Origin of the sequence: Gordonia sp. IITR100, assembly GCF_002009645.1 — a bacterium.
Lineage (GTDB): Bacteria > Actinomycetota > Actinomycetes > Mycobacteriales > Mycobacteriaceae > Gordonia > Gordonia hongkongensis.
Genome location: NZ_MVKV01000002.1, coordinates 447,553 through 464,443, shown reverse-complemented (window position 1 = coordinate 464,443; position 16,891 = coordinate 447,553). Strand labels below are relative to the sequence as shown.

Here is a 16,891-nt window from a genome sequence, read left to right as displayed (position 1 = left end):
AACTGGAGGTGAGACGATGGTCCGATGACTCGACGATTCGCTCAGATCGATGTGTTCTCCGCTACCGGGACCGGTGGTAACCCGGTTGCCGTGGTGCTCGATGCCACCGACATCCCCGACGACCGGATGGCCGCGTTCGCGTGCTGGACGAACCTGTCGGAGACGACCTTCGTGCTACCGCCGACCGACCCTGCCGCCGATTACCGTCTGCGCATCTTCACCCCTGACGGCGAGTTGCCGTTCGCCGGGCATCCCACCCTCGGCTCGGCACATGCCTGGCTGACGACGGGCGGCCGGCCTGCGGGGGAGGACATCGTGCAGGAGTGCGGCGTCGGCCTGGTGCGACTGCGGCGCACTGGTGCACGGCTGGCCTTCGCGGCGCCGCCGTTACGGCGGTCCGGACCCGTCGACGCCGCCGTCGTCACCGAGGTCGCCGCGGCGCTACGGGTCGACACGGCCGAGGTCCGCGCGGCCGAGTGGGTCGACAACGGGCCGGAATGGATGGTGTTGCAACTCGAATCGGGCGAGCGGGTGCTCGAGGTGACCCCGGACATCCCTGCCCTCGGCGATCACAAGGTCGGGTTGTTCGGGCGGTACGGCTCGGGGGACGGAGAGGTCTTCGGCGAGGTGCGCGCGTTCGTGCCGGGCATCGGGGTCCCCGAGGACCCGGTGACGGGCAGTCTCAACGCCGGCATCGCCATGTGGTTGCGGGCCACCGGGCAGGCGCCGGCGTCCTACGTCGCCGCGCAAGGTGCGGCGCTCGGTCGGGCCGGCCGCATCCACGTCCACGACGACGGCGAGCACATCTGGATCGGCGGCGACACGACAACGGTGATCGAGGGGACGGTGACGCTCTAGTGGTGTCGCGACCGCACCGGATGGTGTCGGCGCGCTGTGCCAAGGTGGGTGCCATGACCTACGCCCCGGAGAACTCGGCGCCGGGTGATGCCGAGAGCGGTGGCGGCGAGACCCTGAGCAACAAGGCCGCCAAGAAGCGACGTCGACGCGAACCGCCACCGGACCCGGCGCCGCTGCCCGGCCTCGTCGACGCGCACACCCACCTCGCTGCATGCGGCGGACGCGACGCCGAGACGGTCCGCGCGATCTGCGACCACGCGCAGGGCGTCGGCGTCGGCCATGTGGTCACCGTCGCCGACGACATGGTCGATGCACGGTGGGCGGTCGCCGCCGCGGAGTGGGACGATCGCGTCTACGCGGCGGTGGCCCTGCACCCGATGCATGCCGGCGATCTGAACGACGAGACCGCCGCCGAGCTCGAGCGGATGGTGCGTCACCCGCGAGTCGTCGCGGTGGGCGAGACCGGGCTCGACTACTACTGGCCCGGGAAGTCCGACGACTGTGCGTCGCCCGAGGTGCAGCACGAGACGTTCCGCTGGCACATCGACCTCGCGAAGCGGGTCGGCAAGCCGCTGATGATCCACAACCGCGAGGCCGACCGGGATCTACTCGACGTCCTGGCCGCCGAGGGCGCCCCGGAATCCGTGATCATGCACTGCTTCTCCGGTGACCGAAATGTTGCACGCGAATGTGTCCAGCGTGGGTTCATGCTCAGTTTCGCCGGCACTGTGAGCTTCGCCAACGCCGACGAGCTCCGGGTCGCGGCCGAGCTGGTCCCCGACGACCAGATCCTCGTCGAGACCGACGCGCCGTTCCTGACCCCGCATCCCTACCGTGGCCAGCCCAATCAGTCCTATTGTCTGCCGTACACAGCCCGGGCCCTCGCGGCCGTGCGTGGCGTGGCGGACGAGGAGATGGCTCGCATCCTCGGGGCGAACGCGCGGCGCGTCTACGGCATCCCTTTGCCATAATCTGGCCGGTTCGTTATCGTACTGTGATCCAGCTGGCCGACGTGCTGATCCACTCGGCCGGCGTGGTGCCAGTGTTGCCTATCAGGATGTCGTGCCCTTGTCTTCTCTGCCCAACCCAGAGCTGCAAAACCCCGAACTGTCGAACCCGGAGCCGTCCGCTCCGACATCGTCGGGTTCGGTGTTCGCCAAGATCAACGGCTCGAAGTCGTTGCGTGTCCGCGTCGCCGTCGGCGCCGTGTGCGCCACCGTCGCGGCCGGCGGGGTCATGGGCGTCAGCATGCACAAGAACGTCGCGATCGACGTGGACGGCGACATCCGGCACGTGTCCACCATGGCGATGTCCGTCGAGAGTCTCCTCGAGTCGGAGGGGCTGGCGCCCGCCGACGGTGACAAGGTGAGTCCGGCACCCGACTCGGGCTTCGGCGACGGCCAGACCATCAAGGTCAACAAGCTCAAGGAACTCACCCTCGACATCGAGGGCAAGCGCGAGACCATCGTCACCAACGCCTCGACCGTGGACCAGTTGATGGCCGAACGCGGACTGACCCACGCCGCCGAGGAGACCGCCTTCGGCGAGGAACTGCCGGTCGACGGCGGTCAGATCGAGGTCGCGCTGCCCAAGCCGGTGAACCTCGTCGACGGACCGGCCCGCAAGCGCCCGACCGTCGCCGCGCACACCGTCAAGGATCTGCTCGAGTCGCTCGGCACCCCGCTGGGCGCCGAAGACAAGGTCACCCCGGCCGCCGACACCAAGATCACCCCGAACCTCAAGATCGTCGTCACCCGGATCAAGACCGAGGACGTCACGCTCACCGAACCGGTCGCCCCGCCGGAGGTCAAGAAAGAGGACCCGACCCTCGTCCGCGACCGCAAGGTCGTCGAGAAGAAGGGCACGCCCGGCGAGGCGCGTGTTACCTACAAGGTGACCACCGTGAACGGTCGGGTCGTCAAGCGCGACAAGCTGACCAGCGAGGTGCTCAGCGAGCCCGTCGCGGCCACCGTTCGCATCGGCACCAAGCCGGGTGCGCCGTTCGTGCCGCCGGGGTCGGTGTGGGACGCGCTCGCCGCGTGCGAGGCGACCGGCAACTGGGCGATCAACACCGGCAACGGCTTCTACGGCGGCGTCCAGTTCGACCAGAACACCTGGGAACGCTGGGGCGGACTCGAGTACGCGCCGCGCGCCGACCTCGCGACCCGCGAAGAACAGATCGCCATCGCGAAGAAGACCCAGGCGGTCCAGGGCTGGGGCGCATGGCCGTCCTGCTCGTCCAAGCTGGGCCTGCGCTGATCAGCGACTCGACAGCGGGTTCACCCGACGGCGCGCCCGACGAGGCTCCGCGTCTCCTCGGGCCGGCACAGATCAGGGAGCTCGCGGCGGAGGTCGGCGTCCGGCCGACCAAGACTCTCGGACAGAACTTCGTCCACGACGCGAACACCGTGCGAAGGATCGTCGCGGCATCGGGGGTCGGGCCCGACGACACCGTCCTCGAGGTCGGTCCGGGCTTGGGCTCACTGACCCTCGCCCTCCTCGGGACGGCGGGCAGGGTCGTCGCCATCGAGATCGATCCGGTGCTCGCGGAACGTCTTCCGGCGACGATCGCGGAGTATGCCCCGAGTCGGCAGGGCAACTTCGAGGTCATCCTCGCCGACGCGCTACAGGTGACGCGCGACGACCTGCCGGTGGTCCCCACCGCGCTGGTCGCGAACCTGCCGTACAACGTGTCGGTGCCGGTCCTGTTGCACCTGCTCGGACTCTTCCCGGAGATCACCACCGCCCTCGTCATGGTGCAGGCCGAGGTCGCTGACCGCCTCGCCGCCGGCCCGGGCAGCCGCACCTACGGGGTGCCGAGCGTCAAGGCGCGCTACCACGGTCGTGTGAGCCGGGCCGGTGCGGTGGGACGCAACGTCTTCTGGCCCGAACCCAAGGTAGAGTCGGGTCTCGCCCGCATCGAACGAACCGACGACCACTCGACCGATCCCGTTGTGCGGCAACAGGTGTTCGCCGCGATCGACGCCGCATTCGCCCAGCGACGCAAGACGATGCGCTCGGCGCTGGCCGGCTGGGCCGGTTCGGCGGCCGAAGCCGAGCGCCGGCTCCGTGAGGCCGGTATCGATCCGGGTGTGCGGGGCGAGAAGCTCGACGTCGACGACTTCGTCCGCCTCGCGCGCACGACTTGATCCCGACGCCGGGTCGCTGATCGCGGGAGACCGCGGCTCGTCGTGGGGCCGGCGCAAAACCGCTCGCCGTCGGCGGGGAGAGGCTCGTACCGTGTTGTGCATCCGCAGCATCGACGACGAGGTCCGGCATGGTTCCACCACAGACTCTGACGACGCCGAGGCTGCGGCTGCGCGCACCCGCCGATCGTGACATCGAACCGATCTTCCGCGCCTGCCAGGACCCGGACATCCAGCGCTTCACACTGGTCCCGGTCCCGTATACGCGTGCGCACGCCGAACATTTCGTCCGCGACATCGCCCCGGCCGCCGGGTCGTCGGTGTGGACGATCGAGATCCCCGTCGGTGAACTCGTCGGCACCATCGGACTGCGAACCGTCGAGAAAGGCGTTGCGTCACTGGGCTATTGGTGCGCGCCGTCGCATCGGGGCCATCGCTACCTCACCGAGGCGCTCGCCGCGGTCCTCGACCACGCCTTCGCCGACCCCGCCGACGGCGGAGCCGGGTTCGATCGCGTGATCTGGCGGGCGCTGGTCGACAACGTGGCCTCGGCGCGGCTGGCGGCGTCGGCCGGCTTCCGCTACACCGGCCGACGCCCCGAGGACGAGATCGATCAGCTCCCGTCGGGTCGCCACGTCGGCGATGTGCACACCGCCGTGCTGCGGGTGGGCGAGGACCGCACCCCGCAGTCCTGGAACCTCGAGCAATCGGACTCAGTTCGACGCGGCGCGCAGTTTCTCCAGTAGCTCGGGAGCGGCGTCGCGCAGGAACGCATCCTGGGTGTCGCCCCCGATCTGCACCAGCGCGATGTCGGTGAACCCCGCCTCCCAGAAGGGTTTCACCGCCTCGACGATCTGGTCGAGGTCCGGGCCGCAGGGGATGTTGCCCGCGACGTCGTCCGGCGTGACGAACTGCGTCGCTGCGGCGAAGCCCGCGGTGGTGCGCAGGTCGGCGTTGACATCCCACCCGCCGGCGAACCACCGGAACTGATCGTGGGCGCGCTCGATCGCCTTGTCGCGGTCGGGATCCCAGCTGATGGGGATCTGCCCGATCGCGCGGGACCGCTGCCCGTCGACGGTCGGGGTCGACGAATGTTCGTTCCACGCCTTGATGAAGTCGGCGTCGGGTTCGACGGCGATCAGGTGGTCGGCCAGTGGCCCGAAGGTCTCGATACCCGCGTTGCCCGCCACTGCGACGCCGATCGGGACGGGCTGGTCGGGCAGATCCCAGATCCGGGCGGCGTCGACCTGGAAGAACTCGCCGCGGAAGTCGACGAGCTCACCGGTGTGCAGTGTGCGGATGATCTCGATCGCCTCGGCGAGCATGTCCTGGCGGTCGGCGACCGAGGGCCAGCCCTCTCCGACGACGTGCTCGTTGAGGTTCTCGCCCGAGCCGAGGCCGAGAGTGAAGCGACCGTCGGCGAGGATCTGCAGCGTCGCAGCCTTCTGCGCGATGATCGCCGGGTGGTAGCGGATCGTCGGGCACGTCACGTAGGTCATCAGGTCGACCCGCTCGGTCGCGTGGGCCACGGCTCCGAGGACCGTCCACGCGTACGGTGCGTGTCCCTGGGCCGAGAGCCACGGGAAGTAGTGGTCGCTCGACACCTCGAAGTCGAAGCCGGCGTCTTCGGCGCCGACGGCGTACCGCACCAGCTCTTTCGGGCCTGCCTGCTCGGTCATCAGGGTGTAGCCGAAACGTGTTGCCATGGAGGTCTCCTCTGCGAGATGGGTCGCTTCGGTGTAGCCGTGAGTCATGGGTCCGAAACCCGGGACGCTCGAGACAGTGGTGCCCGGACGACGGACGTTCGACGACGGGGCGCGGTTCTCGACCCCGGAAACGAGGCGCAGATGCCAGACCAGAACGCGGATGGGTCGATCGACACCGTGCTGCTCGATGTCGACGGTACGCTCGTCGACTCCACCTACCTCCACGCATTGGCGTGGATGCGGGCCTTCGCTGCTCACGACCTGATTTCGCAGTGGTGGCAGGTGCACCGGGCGATCGGCATGGGCGGCGACCGGCTCGTCGGCGAGCTGCTCGGCGACGACGTGGAGGAATCGCTCGGCGACACCTTGCGCGACGAGTGGGAGGAGGCCTATCGCGACCTGCTGCCCGACGTGCGGCCCCTGCCCGGCGCGGCCGATCTGGTGAAGGGACTGCTGGACGCCGGCTACCGGGTGGCGCTCGCGTCGTCGGGCAAGTCGGAGTTCACCGACGCCGCGCTCGAGTCGATGGGATTGTCGCGGAACGACTTCGCCGCCGTGACCACCTCGGACGACGCCGATTCGTCCAAACCGGCGCCCGACATCCTGTCGGTCGCCCTGGACGAGGCCGGCGGCGGTAAGGCCGTCGTCGTCGGCGACACCGTGTGGGATGTGGCCTCGGCGCATCGCCTGCCGGCGGAGTGCGTGGCGGTACGGTCCGGTGGATTCGCGGAGGGTGAGTTGCGCGACGCGGGCGCGGTGCTGGTCGTCGAGCACGTCGGTGAACTCGTCGACCGCGGCTGGCGCCCCTGATCGACGGCGGCTGGATCGCCGGACCGACCGCATCGGTGGGCGCGGGGCCGACGCCGGGGCGCTAGGCTGGATCATTGTGTCGCGAACGTCGCTGTCTGTGGTGTCGGACTCCGTCACCGCGCGGGCTCCGTCGAAAGTCAATCTGCACCTCGGGGTCGGTCCGCGCCGCGAGGACGGCTACCACGACCTCGTGACCGTCTTCCAGGCGCTGTCCCTGCACGACGACATCAGGGTCGCCCGGGCCAACGAGATGAGCATCACGGTTCGTGGCGAAGGCGCCGGGTCGGTCCCGACGGACGAGTCCAACCTGGCGGTCCGGGCGGCGCTGGCACTTGCCGAGTGGGCGGACCGTCCCGGCAAGGTCGCGATCGACATCGACAAGACGATCCCGGTGGCCGGGGGCATGGCCGGTGGCAGCGCGGATGCCGCCGGGGCGCTGGTCGCACTCGCCGCCCTGTGGAAGCTCGACATCGGCCGCGACGACCTCGCCGCGATCGCGGCGGACCTGGGCAGCGACGTCCCGTTCGCGTTGCACGGCAACACCGCCCTGGGTACCGGACGCGGCGAGCGGCTGATGCAGGTCCTCTCCCGCGGTGACTTCCACTGGGTGCTCGCGCTCGCACGCGACGGACTGTCCACGCCCGCGGTGTACCGCGAACTGGATCGGCTGCGCGACAGCCGTTCCGGAGAATGCGCCACCGACGACGAGCGGGACCTCCTCCGCCGCCCGGACGAACTCATGCAGGCTCTGGCGTCCGGCGACCCGCATGCGGTGGCGCCCCTGCTGCACAACGACCTACAACCGGCGGCGCTGTCGCTGCAACCCACCCTCCGCCGGACCCTGCGTGCCGGAATCGACGCCGGAGCACTGGGCGGCATCGTGTCCGGCTCCGGTCCGACATGCGCCTTCCTGTGCGCCGACGAGACCGGCGCGGTGAACGTCGCCGCCGAACTGTCCGGCGCCGGCGTCGCCCGGTCGGTCCGCACCGCCAGCGGTCCCGCCGCCGGTACGCGCGTCCTCGGAGCCGACGTCCGCCACTGATCGCCTACGGTTGCCTGATGTCCCGCAGACCCTCCGCAGTCGTCGCCCCACTGCTCGCGGTCAGCGCAGTCGTCGCTCTACTGCTCGCGCTCTGCATCGTCACGGCCGGCCCGTCGACGGCCGCCGCACCCGCCGACGGTTTCGTCTTCACCACCTCCGAGGTTCCCGACGACGAACTCCCGTCGGCGGCCGGCTCGGGCACCCGCCTGACCTATGCGACGCGCGATCAGAACGGCCGCCCGGCGATGTCGAGCGGCGTGTACTGGGTGCCGAAGGGTACGCCGCCCGCCGGTGGCTGGCCCGTGGTGTCCTGGGCACACGGGACGGTCGGCCTGGCCGACGAGTGCGCGCCGACCCTGCACCGGCTGGGCGACGGTGTCGAGGCCCCGGTGCGCGCGGCGCTCGACGCCGGGTTCGCGGTCACGGCAACCGATTACGCGGGGCTCGGGTCGGCGGGGGAGACCGAATACCTCGGCGGTCGCGCGGCGGCTCACTCGGTGATCGACATGATCCGCGCGGCGCGGTCGGTCGACGCCTCGCTCGGATCACGCTGGGTGTCGACCGGGCACTCCCAGGGCGGCCACGCTGCGCTGCACGCGGGCCGTCTCGCCGCGGAATTCGCACCGGAACTGCCGGTCGCCGGCATCATCGCGATCGCCCCGGTCTCGTCGCTCGAGAACCTGTTCGGTCTGTTCGGTCCCCGCGTGCCCGGCCTCGGCGCGCTCAATGTGCTGAGTGCGCCGTTCCTGTTCACCCTCGCCGGCCTCGACCACGCGAATCCAGAACTCCGCGTCGCCGATTCCCTGACGTCGGACGGCAAGCGCTTCCTCGACCGCGCGCGTGCCCGGTGCAACGGGGATGTCGTGGACGCGTTGCGGTCGGTGCCGCCGGGCTCACTCGTGGCGTCGTCGTTCACCGCGAAGCAGGACTTCCGGGACGCCCTGCGGGAGTACGCCGAGGTGCCCGTCTCCGGCTACCCGGTGAAAGTCACGCTCGCACATGGTCTTCTCGATCCCGTCCTGCCGTACCCGCTGAGTCGTTCACTGCGGTCCGCGATGCGCGACGCCGGCACGGATGTGGACCTCAAGACCTACGCGCGGGCCGATCACAGCGGCGTCGTCGACGAGTCGCTGCCGGACGTGCTGGCCGCGATCCGGGAGTCGTTCGGCCGTTGAGGTCGGGCCGACCGGTTCTCGCGGAGTCGATCACTCGACGCTCTCGCCGAGTTCCATCCAGCGTTCCTCGAGTTCCTCGAGTTCGGTTTCCATGCTGCGGATGCTCTCCGTCTCCGCGGCAAGGCCTTGGTAGTCGGACTGATCATGGTCGGCCAGCGCGGTCCGGGCAGCATCGATCTTGCTGTGCAGCTTGTCGATCCGACGCTCGAGCGAGGCGAGCTCCTTGTTGGCCGCGCGCAGCTCGGCGCCGCTGAGGGTCGAGCCCGACACGCCGCCGTTCCCCGAAGCTGTGGCGCTCGTACCGGATCCGCCCGATGTCGATCCGGAACCCGACGTCTTCGCCTGTGCCAAGCGGAGTCTCAAGAACTCGTCGACGCCGCCGGGGAGGTGGCGGAGCCCGCCGTCGAGGACGGCGAACTGCTGATCGGTGACCCGCTCCAGGAAGTACCGGTCGTGCGAGACGACGATCAGCGTGCCGGGCCACGAGTCCAGCAGGTCCTCGAGCGCGGCGAGCATGTCGGTGTCGAGGTCGTTGGTCGGCTCGTCGAGGATCAGCACGTTCGGCGCGTCGAGCAGGATGAGCAGCAACTGCAGCCGCCGCTTCTGCCCGCCCGAGAGGTCGCGGACCGGGGTCGAGAGCTGCGCGCCGTCGAAGCCGAGCCGCTCGAGCAACTGCGACGGCGACAGTTCCTGTGCCTTCGACCCGGAACCGAAGGTGTACGTGGTCTGCAACTGCGCGATGACCACCCGCACCGGGTCGTCGAGGTACCGGTCGAGGTCGTCGAGGCGTTGGGTCAGGGTGGCGACCTTGACCGTCTTGCCGCGTTTGACCCGGCCGCCGGTCGGTTCCACGGTTCCGGCGATGAGGCCGAGCAGCGTCGACTTGCCCGCGCCGTTGACCCCGAGTATGCCGGTGCGCTCACCGGGCGCCAGCCGCCACTCGACGCCGTCGAGGACGGTGCGGTCACCGTAGGAGACCGACACGTGGAGCAGGTCGACGACGTCCTTGCCCAGACGAGCGGTGGCCAGTGACTGCAGGGCGACCGTGTCGCGGACCGGTGGGACGTCGGCGATGAGGGCATTGGCCGCGTCGATGCGGAACTTCGGCTTCGACGTCCGGGCCGGCGCGCCGCGGCGGAGCCAGGCCAGTTCCTTGCGGGCGAGATTCTGTCGTCGTGCCTCGATCGCGGCGGCCTGCCGGTCCCGTTCCACCCGCTGCAGGATGTACGCCGCGTAGCCACCCTCGAAGGGTTCGACGATGCGGTCGTGGACCTCCCAGGTGACCGTGCACACCTCGTCGAGGAACCACCGGTCGTGGGTGACCACCAGCAGTCCGCCGGCGTTGGCCGGCCAGCGTCGCTTCAGGTGGTCGGCGAGCCAGGTGATGGCCTCGACGTCGAGGTGGTTGGTCGGCTCGTCGAGCGCGAGGACGTCATGCTCGCCCGCGAGGAGTCGTGCCAGCGACACGCGGCGGCGCTGACCACCCGACAACGAACTGGTGGGCGCTGTCCATTCGACGTCGCCGAGCAACCCGCCGATGACGTCGCGGACCTTCGCGTCGCCCGCCCATTCGTGTTCGGGACGGTCGCCGACGACGGCGTGCCCGACGGTCTCGTCGTCGTCGAAGACGTCGACCTGGTCCAGCACGCCGATGCGGACGCCGCCGCGGACGGTGACGCGACCGGAATCGGGTTGCATCCGTCCGGCGAGCATCGCCAGCAGGCTCGACTTACCGTCGCCGTTTCGGCCCACGATGCCGATCCGGTCGCCCTCGTTGACCCCGAGGGACACCGACTCGAAGACCTTGGTGGTCGGGTATTCGAGGCCTAGGGTTTCCGCGCCGAGTAGATGAGCCACCCGACAAACGCTAGTGGGTGACCGGTCTCGGCCTAACGGCGGATGGCCCCGTTGATCATGGCCGCGAACGCGACGGCGCCGGCCTGGTTGACGTGGAAGGGCAGCGCGATCCGATTCGACAGCGCGCTCTCGTACCAGGGGTTGATGAGGTTGCAGGCATCGTGTCCCGCCGATCCTCGGTTGGCGTCGATGAAGGTGCCGCCGACCTCGGTCGACGCCCGCCAGAGCGCGCCGTTGGCACGGTTGAAGACCTCGCGCATCCACCGGGCGTCGGGGTCACTCAGCGGGACCAGCGGCCAGCACCCGGTGAACCCGATGAAGCCGCCCAGACCGACGACGATGATCTGGGCGTGCGGCGCCTTGTTCCGGATCGCGCGCAGAGCGGGGGTGACGCGGTTCTCCATGAGTTCGATCCGCCACCGGACCTCGTTCTCGAGGGCACGGTTGTGGCGGCAGCGCCGGTCGGTGAACGCCGGGGTCCGGCACTGGCCGAAGATCGCGCCCCACCGCATGTCGTTGCCGCCGATGCTCACGGTGATCAGCTGAGCGTCGCGCGGAACCAGGTGCAGCTGAATGGGTTTCGTGCCACCGCTGGTGTGCTGCGGGGCCCGGTACAGATGTGCCGACTGCGCGCCCGCACACGAGGCGTCGATGAAGCGTCGCGGCAGGGTCGCGGCGGCGACGAGGGTGGGGTAGTTGAACGCCGACCGCTTGCATCCGCCGAAGTAGGCGGGCGTCGGGGTGTAGAAGCTGCCGGACGCACGCGAATCACCGAGAGCGACGTAGGTACCGCCGGTGTAGCGCGTCGGGGCCGCCTGCGCGGGCGCGGCCACCGCCGCCATCATCGACACCACGAACGCGGTGACCAGCACCGTCGCCAAGATCTGGACCCCGCCCCGAAACCTGCCTACCACCGAACACCGCTTCCACTGCCCACCGAGTTTGCTCAGGGAATCTTAAGGCACGACCTCGTGTCCGACGACAGAGTGCGGGATCCGTATTGGAAACCGGCACGAATCCCGCACTGTGCGGGAAGTGGAACCGGCGCGACGGGGGATGCGTCTACAACTGCATGGCCACTGCACCCGAATTGCGGACCTTTGTCCTCACGCGCGACGGCGTGATCACTGCGGCGTAGGCCCGCGAGCACGGTCTCAGTCGTGCCTCGGTGGCCCGGCGGGTGAAGTCCGGTGAGTGGGTTCGTGCGAGTTCCGGCGTCTATCGCCTGGCCGATCATCCGGTGACCGCCCGGACCCGGACCCGACTGGCGACCCTGCAGGTCTCCGCGGACGCCGTTCTCAGCGGACTCGCGGCCGCGTGGTGGCACGGCCTCGTGACCAAGCGGCCGACGACGATCACCGTCACCGCTCCCCGAAGCTGGCACGGTTCGCCGGAGAAGGGGACGGTGGTCATCCGGAGATCCCTCGACGCGGCCGACGTCGTGGTCGAGAAGGGACTCACGGTGACCGCGGTGCCGTTGTCCGTCCTCGAAGGCGCCGTTGAAGGAAAGATGGACGTACTCGACCGGGCACTTCAGAACAAGAAGGTCACGGTTGACGCTCTCCTCGAGACCTACCAGCGGCGACGCCGCTGCCGTGGTGCAACCGAGATGGCGAAGATGCTCGTGCTCGTCGGTTCTGGTGCCCGTTCGGCTGCCGAACGGCTGACCGTGAAACTGTTCGCCGAGCACGACATAGCGGGTTGGGTCGCCAACCACCCGGTGTCCGGTTACGAAATCGACTTCGCCTTCGTCGGGAGGAAGGTGGCGGTCGAGATCGACGGCATGGCTCATCACCGGGACGCCGAGGCGTTCCAGCACGACCGCACCCGCCGCAACACCCTCATCGCCCTGGGCTGGACGGTGTTGAACTTCACCTGGGCGGATCTCGTGGAACGCCCGGGATACGTCGCGTCGCAGGTGCGACGAGCGACCGTCTGATCGCCCTCCGCAGAGTGCGGGATTCGTACTGGAAACCGTTACGAATCGCGCACTTTGGAAGAGCTCTGGACCACCTACAGGCCGAGATCCTTGGCGATGATCGTCTTCATGACCTCGCTGGTACCGCCGTAGATCCGCGTGACGCGGGTGTCGGCGTAGAGCCGGGCGATGGGGTACTCCAGGACATAGCCGTACCCACCGTGCAACTGCAGGCACTTGTCGATGACCTTGCCCGCGGTCTCGGTGGCGAACAGCTTCGCACGGGCCGCATCCGGGACGGTGAGCTCACCCTCGTTGTGGAGTTCGAGTGCGCGGTCGACGAACTGCCGGATGGCCTCGACCTCGGCGGAGCACTCGGCGAGGACGAACTTGGTGTTCTGGAACGCCGCAACGGGTTTGCCGAAGACGTCGCGCTCCTTGGTGTAGGCGATCGCGTGCTGGACGGCCGCGGCGGCGGTGGCCGACGCCCCGATGGCGATGGTGAGTCGTTCCTGCGCGAGATTGTGCGCCAGGTACGAGAAGCCGGCACCCTCCTCGCCGAGCCGGTCCTCGACCGGCACCTTGACCGAGCTGAACGAGAGCTCGGCGGTGTCGGAGGCCTTGAGGCCGATCTTCTCGATCTTGCGTCCGACGGCGAAACCCTCCGACGAGGTGTCGACCACCAGGATCGACAGGCCCGCACGACGATTCGACTCGTCGAACGGTGCGGTCCGGGCGACGACCAGGATGCGGTCGGCCAGGGCGCCGCCGGTGATGAACGTCTTCGCGCCGTCGAGTACGTAGTGCGACCCGTCTTCGGACAGCTTGGCGGTGGTCGAGATGTTGGCGAGGTCCGACCCGGTGCCGGGTTCGGTCATGGCGATCGCGAACATGAGTTCGCCGGAACAGAATCCGGGCAACCACCGCTGCTTCTGTTCGTCGGTGGCGTACTCGACGAGGTAGGGGAGGATCAGGTTCGAGTGCACCGAGTAACTGCCGAAGGTGACACCGGCCGCCGATGTCTCCTCCGCGATCACCATCGAATAGGTGAAGTCCGAGACGCCACCGCCCCCGAACTCTTCGGGTGCCTCGATGCCCAGGACGCCGAGTTCGCCCAGCCTGTTGTAGAACTCGCGCGGCGGATGGCCCTGCTTCTCCCAATCGTGGTACACCGGCGCGACCTCTTTGGCGATGAAGTCACGGATGGTCTTGCGGAAGGACTCATGGTCCTCGGTGAAGATGCGACGCTGCATTGGTCCCTCGAAACTGTTGTGGGCGGACGGGTCTGACGACATTCACCTCAAGTGGTCATCGCTCCTGATATTCGCGTAGGAGCCCCTTGGAGATGATCTGTTTCTGGATCTCGCTGGTGCCCTCGCCGATCAGCAGGAAGGGCGCGTCGCGCATGAGGCGCTCGATCTCGAATTCCTTCGAGTAGCCGTAACCGCCGTGGATGCGGAAGCTGGCCTGGGTGACCTCGGCGCAGTACTCACTGCACAGGTATTTGGCCATCCCGGCGGCGACGTCGTTGCGCTCGCCGGAGTCTTTCAGTCGTGCCGCATTGACCATCATCAGGTGTGCCGCCTCGACCTTCGTCGCCATCTCGGCCAGCGAGAACGCAACGGCCTGGTGTTCGGCGATGGGTTTGCCGAAGGTGGACCGCTGCTGCGCGTACTTCACCGCGAGTTCGAAGGCGCGCTGGGCGATTCCGCAGGCGCGGGCCGACACGTTGACGCGCCCGACCTCGACGCCGTCCATCATGTGCGCGAAGCCGCGGCCGGGTTCGCCCCCGAGGATGTCGGTGGCGGGCGCGCGGTAACCGTCGAAGATCAGCTCGGTGGTGTCGATGCCCTTGTAGCCCATTTTGTCCAGCTTGCGCGGGATGGTCAGGCCTGGGAGTACCTCGCCGAAGCCGGCCGGCTTCTCCACCAGGAACGTCGTGAGGTTCTTGTGCGGCTTCTCGTTGCCCTCCTCGGTACGGACAAGAGCGGCAACGAGAGTCGACGACCCGCCGTTGGTCAGCCACATCTTCTGACCGTTGATGACGTATCCGTCGTCTCCGTCCCGCTTCGCGCTGGTCTTGATCGCCGCGACGTCGGACCCCAGTTCCGGTTCGGACATCGAGAACGCGCCGCGCACCTCGCCCGTCGCCATGCGGGGGAGGAAGCGCTGTTTCTGCTCGTCGGTCCCGTGCTGGCGGATCATGTACGCCACGATGAAATGGGTGTTGATCACGCCCGACACGCTCATCCATCCACGTGCCAGTTCTTCGACGCACAACGCGTAGGTCAGCAGGGACTCGCCGAGTCCGCCGTACTCCTCGGGGATCATCAGGCCGAACAGGCCCATCTCGGCCATGCCGTCGACGATGGCCTGCGGATACTCGTCGGCGTGCTCGAGTTCCTGTGCGGTGGGGATGATCTGCTTGTCGACGAACGAACGGACGTTGGCCAGGATCTCCGTCTGGATCTCGGTGAGGCCCAGGGTCTGCGCGAGGCGGGTCATGGTGGCTGGTCTCCGAAGTCGGTCGGGGTGCGCTCGCACCGTCGGGCGGACGTGGTGCGCGACCGGCACGCGTCCGTCTCACAGCATGCCCGGCGGCGGCCCGGCGAAGTAGTCGCGGTGAACTAAGGGAGCGATAGCGCGAGCCAATGGCTCTCGGCTGCGCCACCGGCGCCTATCGGTCCGATAGCCATCGCCGATGACCCCGCTCGCATCGCCGTGTCCTCGACACATAGGCAGCGACAGTCAGGTCGTTCGCCGAGCGAACGTTGTCACATGGGTTCGACCCTGGTTTGAATCGGAATGGATGTGAGCCATAACACTGACGGAGCGCATCGCAACCCAGATCACTCGGCTGGAAGAGGTAATGCCATGACGGTCTCCACCGCCTCCGGATCAGGAGCCGGCGACAAGCCCGGGTCAGCGGCGCGCACGGGACCCGATGGTCCCGCCCACATCGTCGACTTCGAAGCGGCCCAGACGCCGCGAGGTCTCGGCCCACGCGGCGAATCACGCGCCGGCGCCTGGGGTCTCACGGCTCTGCTGGTCAGCCTCTACGTCATCAACTACGCCGACAAGGCAGTGCTGGGCATCATCGCGCAACCGCTCCGCGAGGAGTTGGGCCTGAGCTCCTCGCAGATCGGTCTCGTCGGCAGCCTGTTCTTCCTGACGTTCACGATCGGCGGATTCTTCGCGGGACTGCTCAACCGCTGGATGACCCTGCGCTGGTCGCTGGTCCTGCTGGCCCTGTGCTGGGCCGCGGCCATGCTCCCCATGGTGGTGGTGGCGTCGTTCGCGGTCCTCGTCCTCAGCCGGCTGTTCCTCGGTCTCGCCGAAGGTCCGAGTTCGGCGCTCCTGCACACGGCGGCCTACTCCTGGCATCCGCCGGCCCGGCGCGCCTTGCCCGGTGCCCTCCTCGCCGGTGCCGCGTCGATCTCGAAGATCGCGATCGCTCCGCTGCTCGCCGTGATCACAGTGAGCTTCGGGTGGCGCTGGGCACTGATCTCCCTTGCCGCCGGTGGCCTCGTCTGGTGTGTCGTCTGGCTGTCGACCTGGCGCAACGGCCCGTACATCGCGAGTGGGAAGACGTCGAAGGACGCGCCGACCGCGAGTGCCGGCGCCGAACCCGCGACGCCGTGGATCTCGATCTTCCGCTCACGCACGTTCGTCACCGGCGCGCTCGTCGTGATGAGCGTTTATGCGCTGGTCAGTGTCGTGCTCACGTGGTTGCCGTCGTACTTCGAAGAGGGGCTGGGGTACAGCCGCCTGCAGTCCGGGTCGATGTTCGCGTTCCCCTCGATCGTCGGCCTTCTCCTGATGGTGCTGAGTTCGATCACGAGTGATCGGATGATCTCGAACGGGGCGACCTCGCGGATGCTGCGCATCGTCGTGCCGTCGGTCGGGGTTCTCGTCTCCGGCGTCCTGCTGTTCCTGCTTCCCTCGGTCGGCACGCCGATCGTCGCGGTCGCGATCCTGTCGATCGGTTATGGCTTCGCGGCCACGGTGTTCCCGCTGTTCAATGCGGCCGTCGCCGAGATCTGCCCGCCCCGGCAGACCGCCGGAACGCTGGGTGTCTTCCTGGCGATCATGGCGATCGGCGGTCTCGTCGCGCCGTACGCGACGGGTGTCATCGTCGACGCGGCCGCCACGCCGGCCGAGGGTTACGCCACCGCGTTCCAGGTGCTCGGAATCGTCGCCGCGGTGTGCGCGGTGCTCGCGCTGGTCTTCGCCGATCCCGAGCGCGATCGTGCTCGGTTGCGTCCGCACGCGCCGGCCGTCGAAGGCGCCGCCCCGTGACGCGCGCGTCCCATAGGTAGGGCCTCATCGACTGTGAGTGTGAATCGACTTGTCTGCCAAGCGCCCCGGTGGTCGGCTCG

At 68.6% G+C, this 16,891-nt stretch carries 15 protein-coding genes and 1 pseudogene; 11 read left to right on the top strand and 5 right to left on the bottom strand.

Annotated elements, in window-relative coordinates:
- The first annotated feature begins 24 nt into the window (after positions 1 to 24).
- The 5 genes from B1818_RS05940 (at position 25) to B1818_RS05920 (ending at position 4,750) form a co-directional block, all read left to right on the top strand.
- A complete protein-coding gene (locus B1818_RS05940; protein WP_078112154.1) occupies positions 25 to 858 on the top strand; it encodes a PhzF family phenazine biosynthesis protein in 834 nt (277 codons plus the stop codon).
- A 53-nt stretch (positions 859 to 911) separates the two neighbouring features.
- A complete protein-coding gene (locus B1818_RS05935; protein WP_078112217.1) occupies positions 912 to 1,829 on the top strand; it encodes a TatD family hydrolase in 918 nt (305 codons plus the stop codon).
- A gap of 136 nt (positions 1,830 to 1,965) precedes the next feature.
- Positions 1,966 to 3,117: a resuscitation-promoting factor gene (locus B1818_RS05930; protein ID WP_205333112.1), complete on the top strand. Its 1,152-nt coding sequence runs from the start codon at positions 1,966 to 1,968 to the stop codon at positions 3,115 to 3,117.
- A complete protein-coding gene (gene rsmA, locus B1818_RS05925) occupies positions 3,081 to 4,007 on the top strand; it encodes a 16S rRNA (adenine(1518)-N(6)/adenine(1519)-N(6))-dimethyltransferase RsmA (RefSeq protein WP_078112153.1) in 927 nt (308 codons plus the stop codon). Before B1818_RS05930 ends, rsmA begins: the two co-directional genes overlap by 37 nt.
- 128 nt (positions 4,008 to 4,135) lie before the next feature.
- Positions 4,136 to 4,750 (top strand): GNAT family N-acetyltransferase, encoded by a 615-nt coding sequence (locus B1818_RS05920; protein WP_078112152.1) that lies wholly within the window; start codon positions 4,136 to 4,138, stop codon positions 4,748 to 4,750.
- Here B1818_RS05920 and B1818_RS05915 read toward each other — a convergent pair.
- Positions 4,718 to 5,710, bottom strand: coding sequence for an LLM class F420-dependent oxidoreductase (locus tag B1818_RS05915; protein ID WP_078112216.1), 993 nt, complete (start codon positions 5,708 to 5,710; stop codon positions 4,718 to 4,720). The two genes, B1818_RS05920 and B1818_RS05915, sit on opposite strands and share 33 nt — an antisense overlap.
- Positions 5,711 to 5,851: 141 nt before the next feature.
- Here B1818_RS05915 and B1818_RS05910 point away from each other — a divergent pair, with 141 nt between their 5' ends.
- From B1818_RS05910 to B1818_RS05900, 3 genes are all read left to right on the top strand, one after another.
- Positions 5,852 to 6,520, top strand: coding sequence for an HAD family hydrolase (locus tag B1818_RS05910; protein ID WP_078112151.1), 669 nt, complete (start codon positions 5,852 to 5,854; stop codon positions 6,518 to 6,520).
- Positions 6,521 to 6,596: 76 nt separating this feature from the next.
- Positions 6,597 to 7,562, top strand: coding sequence for a 4-(cytidine 5'-diphospho)-2-C-methyl-D-erythritol kinase (locus tag B1818_RS05905; RefSeq protein WP_058251444.1), 966 nt, complete (start codon positions 6,597 to 6,599; stop codon positions 7,560 to 7,562).
- A gap of 17 nt (positions 7,563 to 7,579) precedes the next feature.
- Positions 7,580 to 8,737, top strand: a complete 1,158-nt coding sequence (locus tag B1818_RS05900; RefSeq protein WP_078112150.1) for a lipase family protein — start codon at positions 7,580 to 7,582, stop codon at positions 8,735 to 8,737.
- 30 nt (positions 8,738 to 8,767) lie between these two features.
- Here B1818_RS05900 and B1818_RS05895 read toward each other — a convergent pair whose 3' ends face one another.
- Together B1818_RS05895 and B1818_RS05890 are read right to left on the bottom strand one after the other, a co-directional pair.
- Positions 8,768 to 10,594 carry an ABC-F family ATP-binding cassette domain-containing protein gene (locus B1818_RS05895; protein WP_078112149.1) on the bottom strand — a complete coding sequence of 609 codons (1,827 nt, stop codon included), beginning with the start codon at positions 10,592 to 10,594 and terminating at the stop codon, positions 8,768 to 8,770.
- Positions 10,595 to 10,626: 32 nt separating this feature from the next.
- Entirely contained in the window at positions 10,627 to 11,508 is an 882-nt protein-coding gene (locus B1818_RS05890) for an SGNH/GDSL hydrolase family protein (protein WP_065630932.1), read from the bottom strand.
- Between the two features lie 239 nt (positions 11,509 to 11,747).
- Here B1818_RS05890 and B1818_RS24730 point away from each other — a divergent pair.
- Positions 11,748 to 11,813 (top strand): annotated as a pseudogene (locus B1818_RS24730) (hypothetical protein); the annotation flags it as partial.
- Between the two features lie 291 nt (positions 11,814 to 12,104).
- Positions 12,105 to 12,533: an endonuclease domain-containing protein gene (locus B1818_RS24725; protein WP_368275403.1), complete on the top strand. Its 429-nt coding sequence runs from the start codon at positions 12,105 to 12,107 to the stop codon at positions 12,531 to 12,533.
- Between the two features lie 74 nt (positions 12,534 to 12,607).
- On the opposite strand, the gene B1818_RS05880 is transcribed toward B1818_RS24725, so the two are convergent.
- Positions 12,608 to 13,765 carry an acyl-CoA dehydrogenase family protein gene (locus B1818_RS05880; protein WP_065630893.1) on the bottom strand — a complete coding sequence of 386 codons (1,158 nt, stop codon included), beginning with the start codon at positions 13,763 to 13,765 and terminating at the stop codon, positions 12,608 to 12,610.
- Between the two features lie 55 nt (positions 13,766 to 13,820).
- Positions 13,821 to 15,017, bottom strand: coding sequence for an acyl-CoA dehydrogenase family protein (locus B1818_RS05875; protein WP_068972399.1), 1,197 nt, complete (start codon positions 15,015 to 15,017; stop codon positions 13,821 to 13,823).
- Positions 15,018 to 15,386: 369 nt separating this feature from the next.
- Between B1818_RS05875 and B1818_RS05870 the strand changes: the two genes are divergently transcribed.
- Positions 15,387 to 16,811, top strand: coding sequence for an MFS transporter (locus B1818_RS05870; RefSeq protein ID WP_078112148.1), 1,425 nt, complete (start codon positions 15,387 to 15,389; stop codon positions 16,809 to 16,811).
- The last annotated feature ends 80 nt before the right edge of the window (positions 16,812 to 16,891 follow it).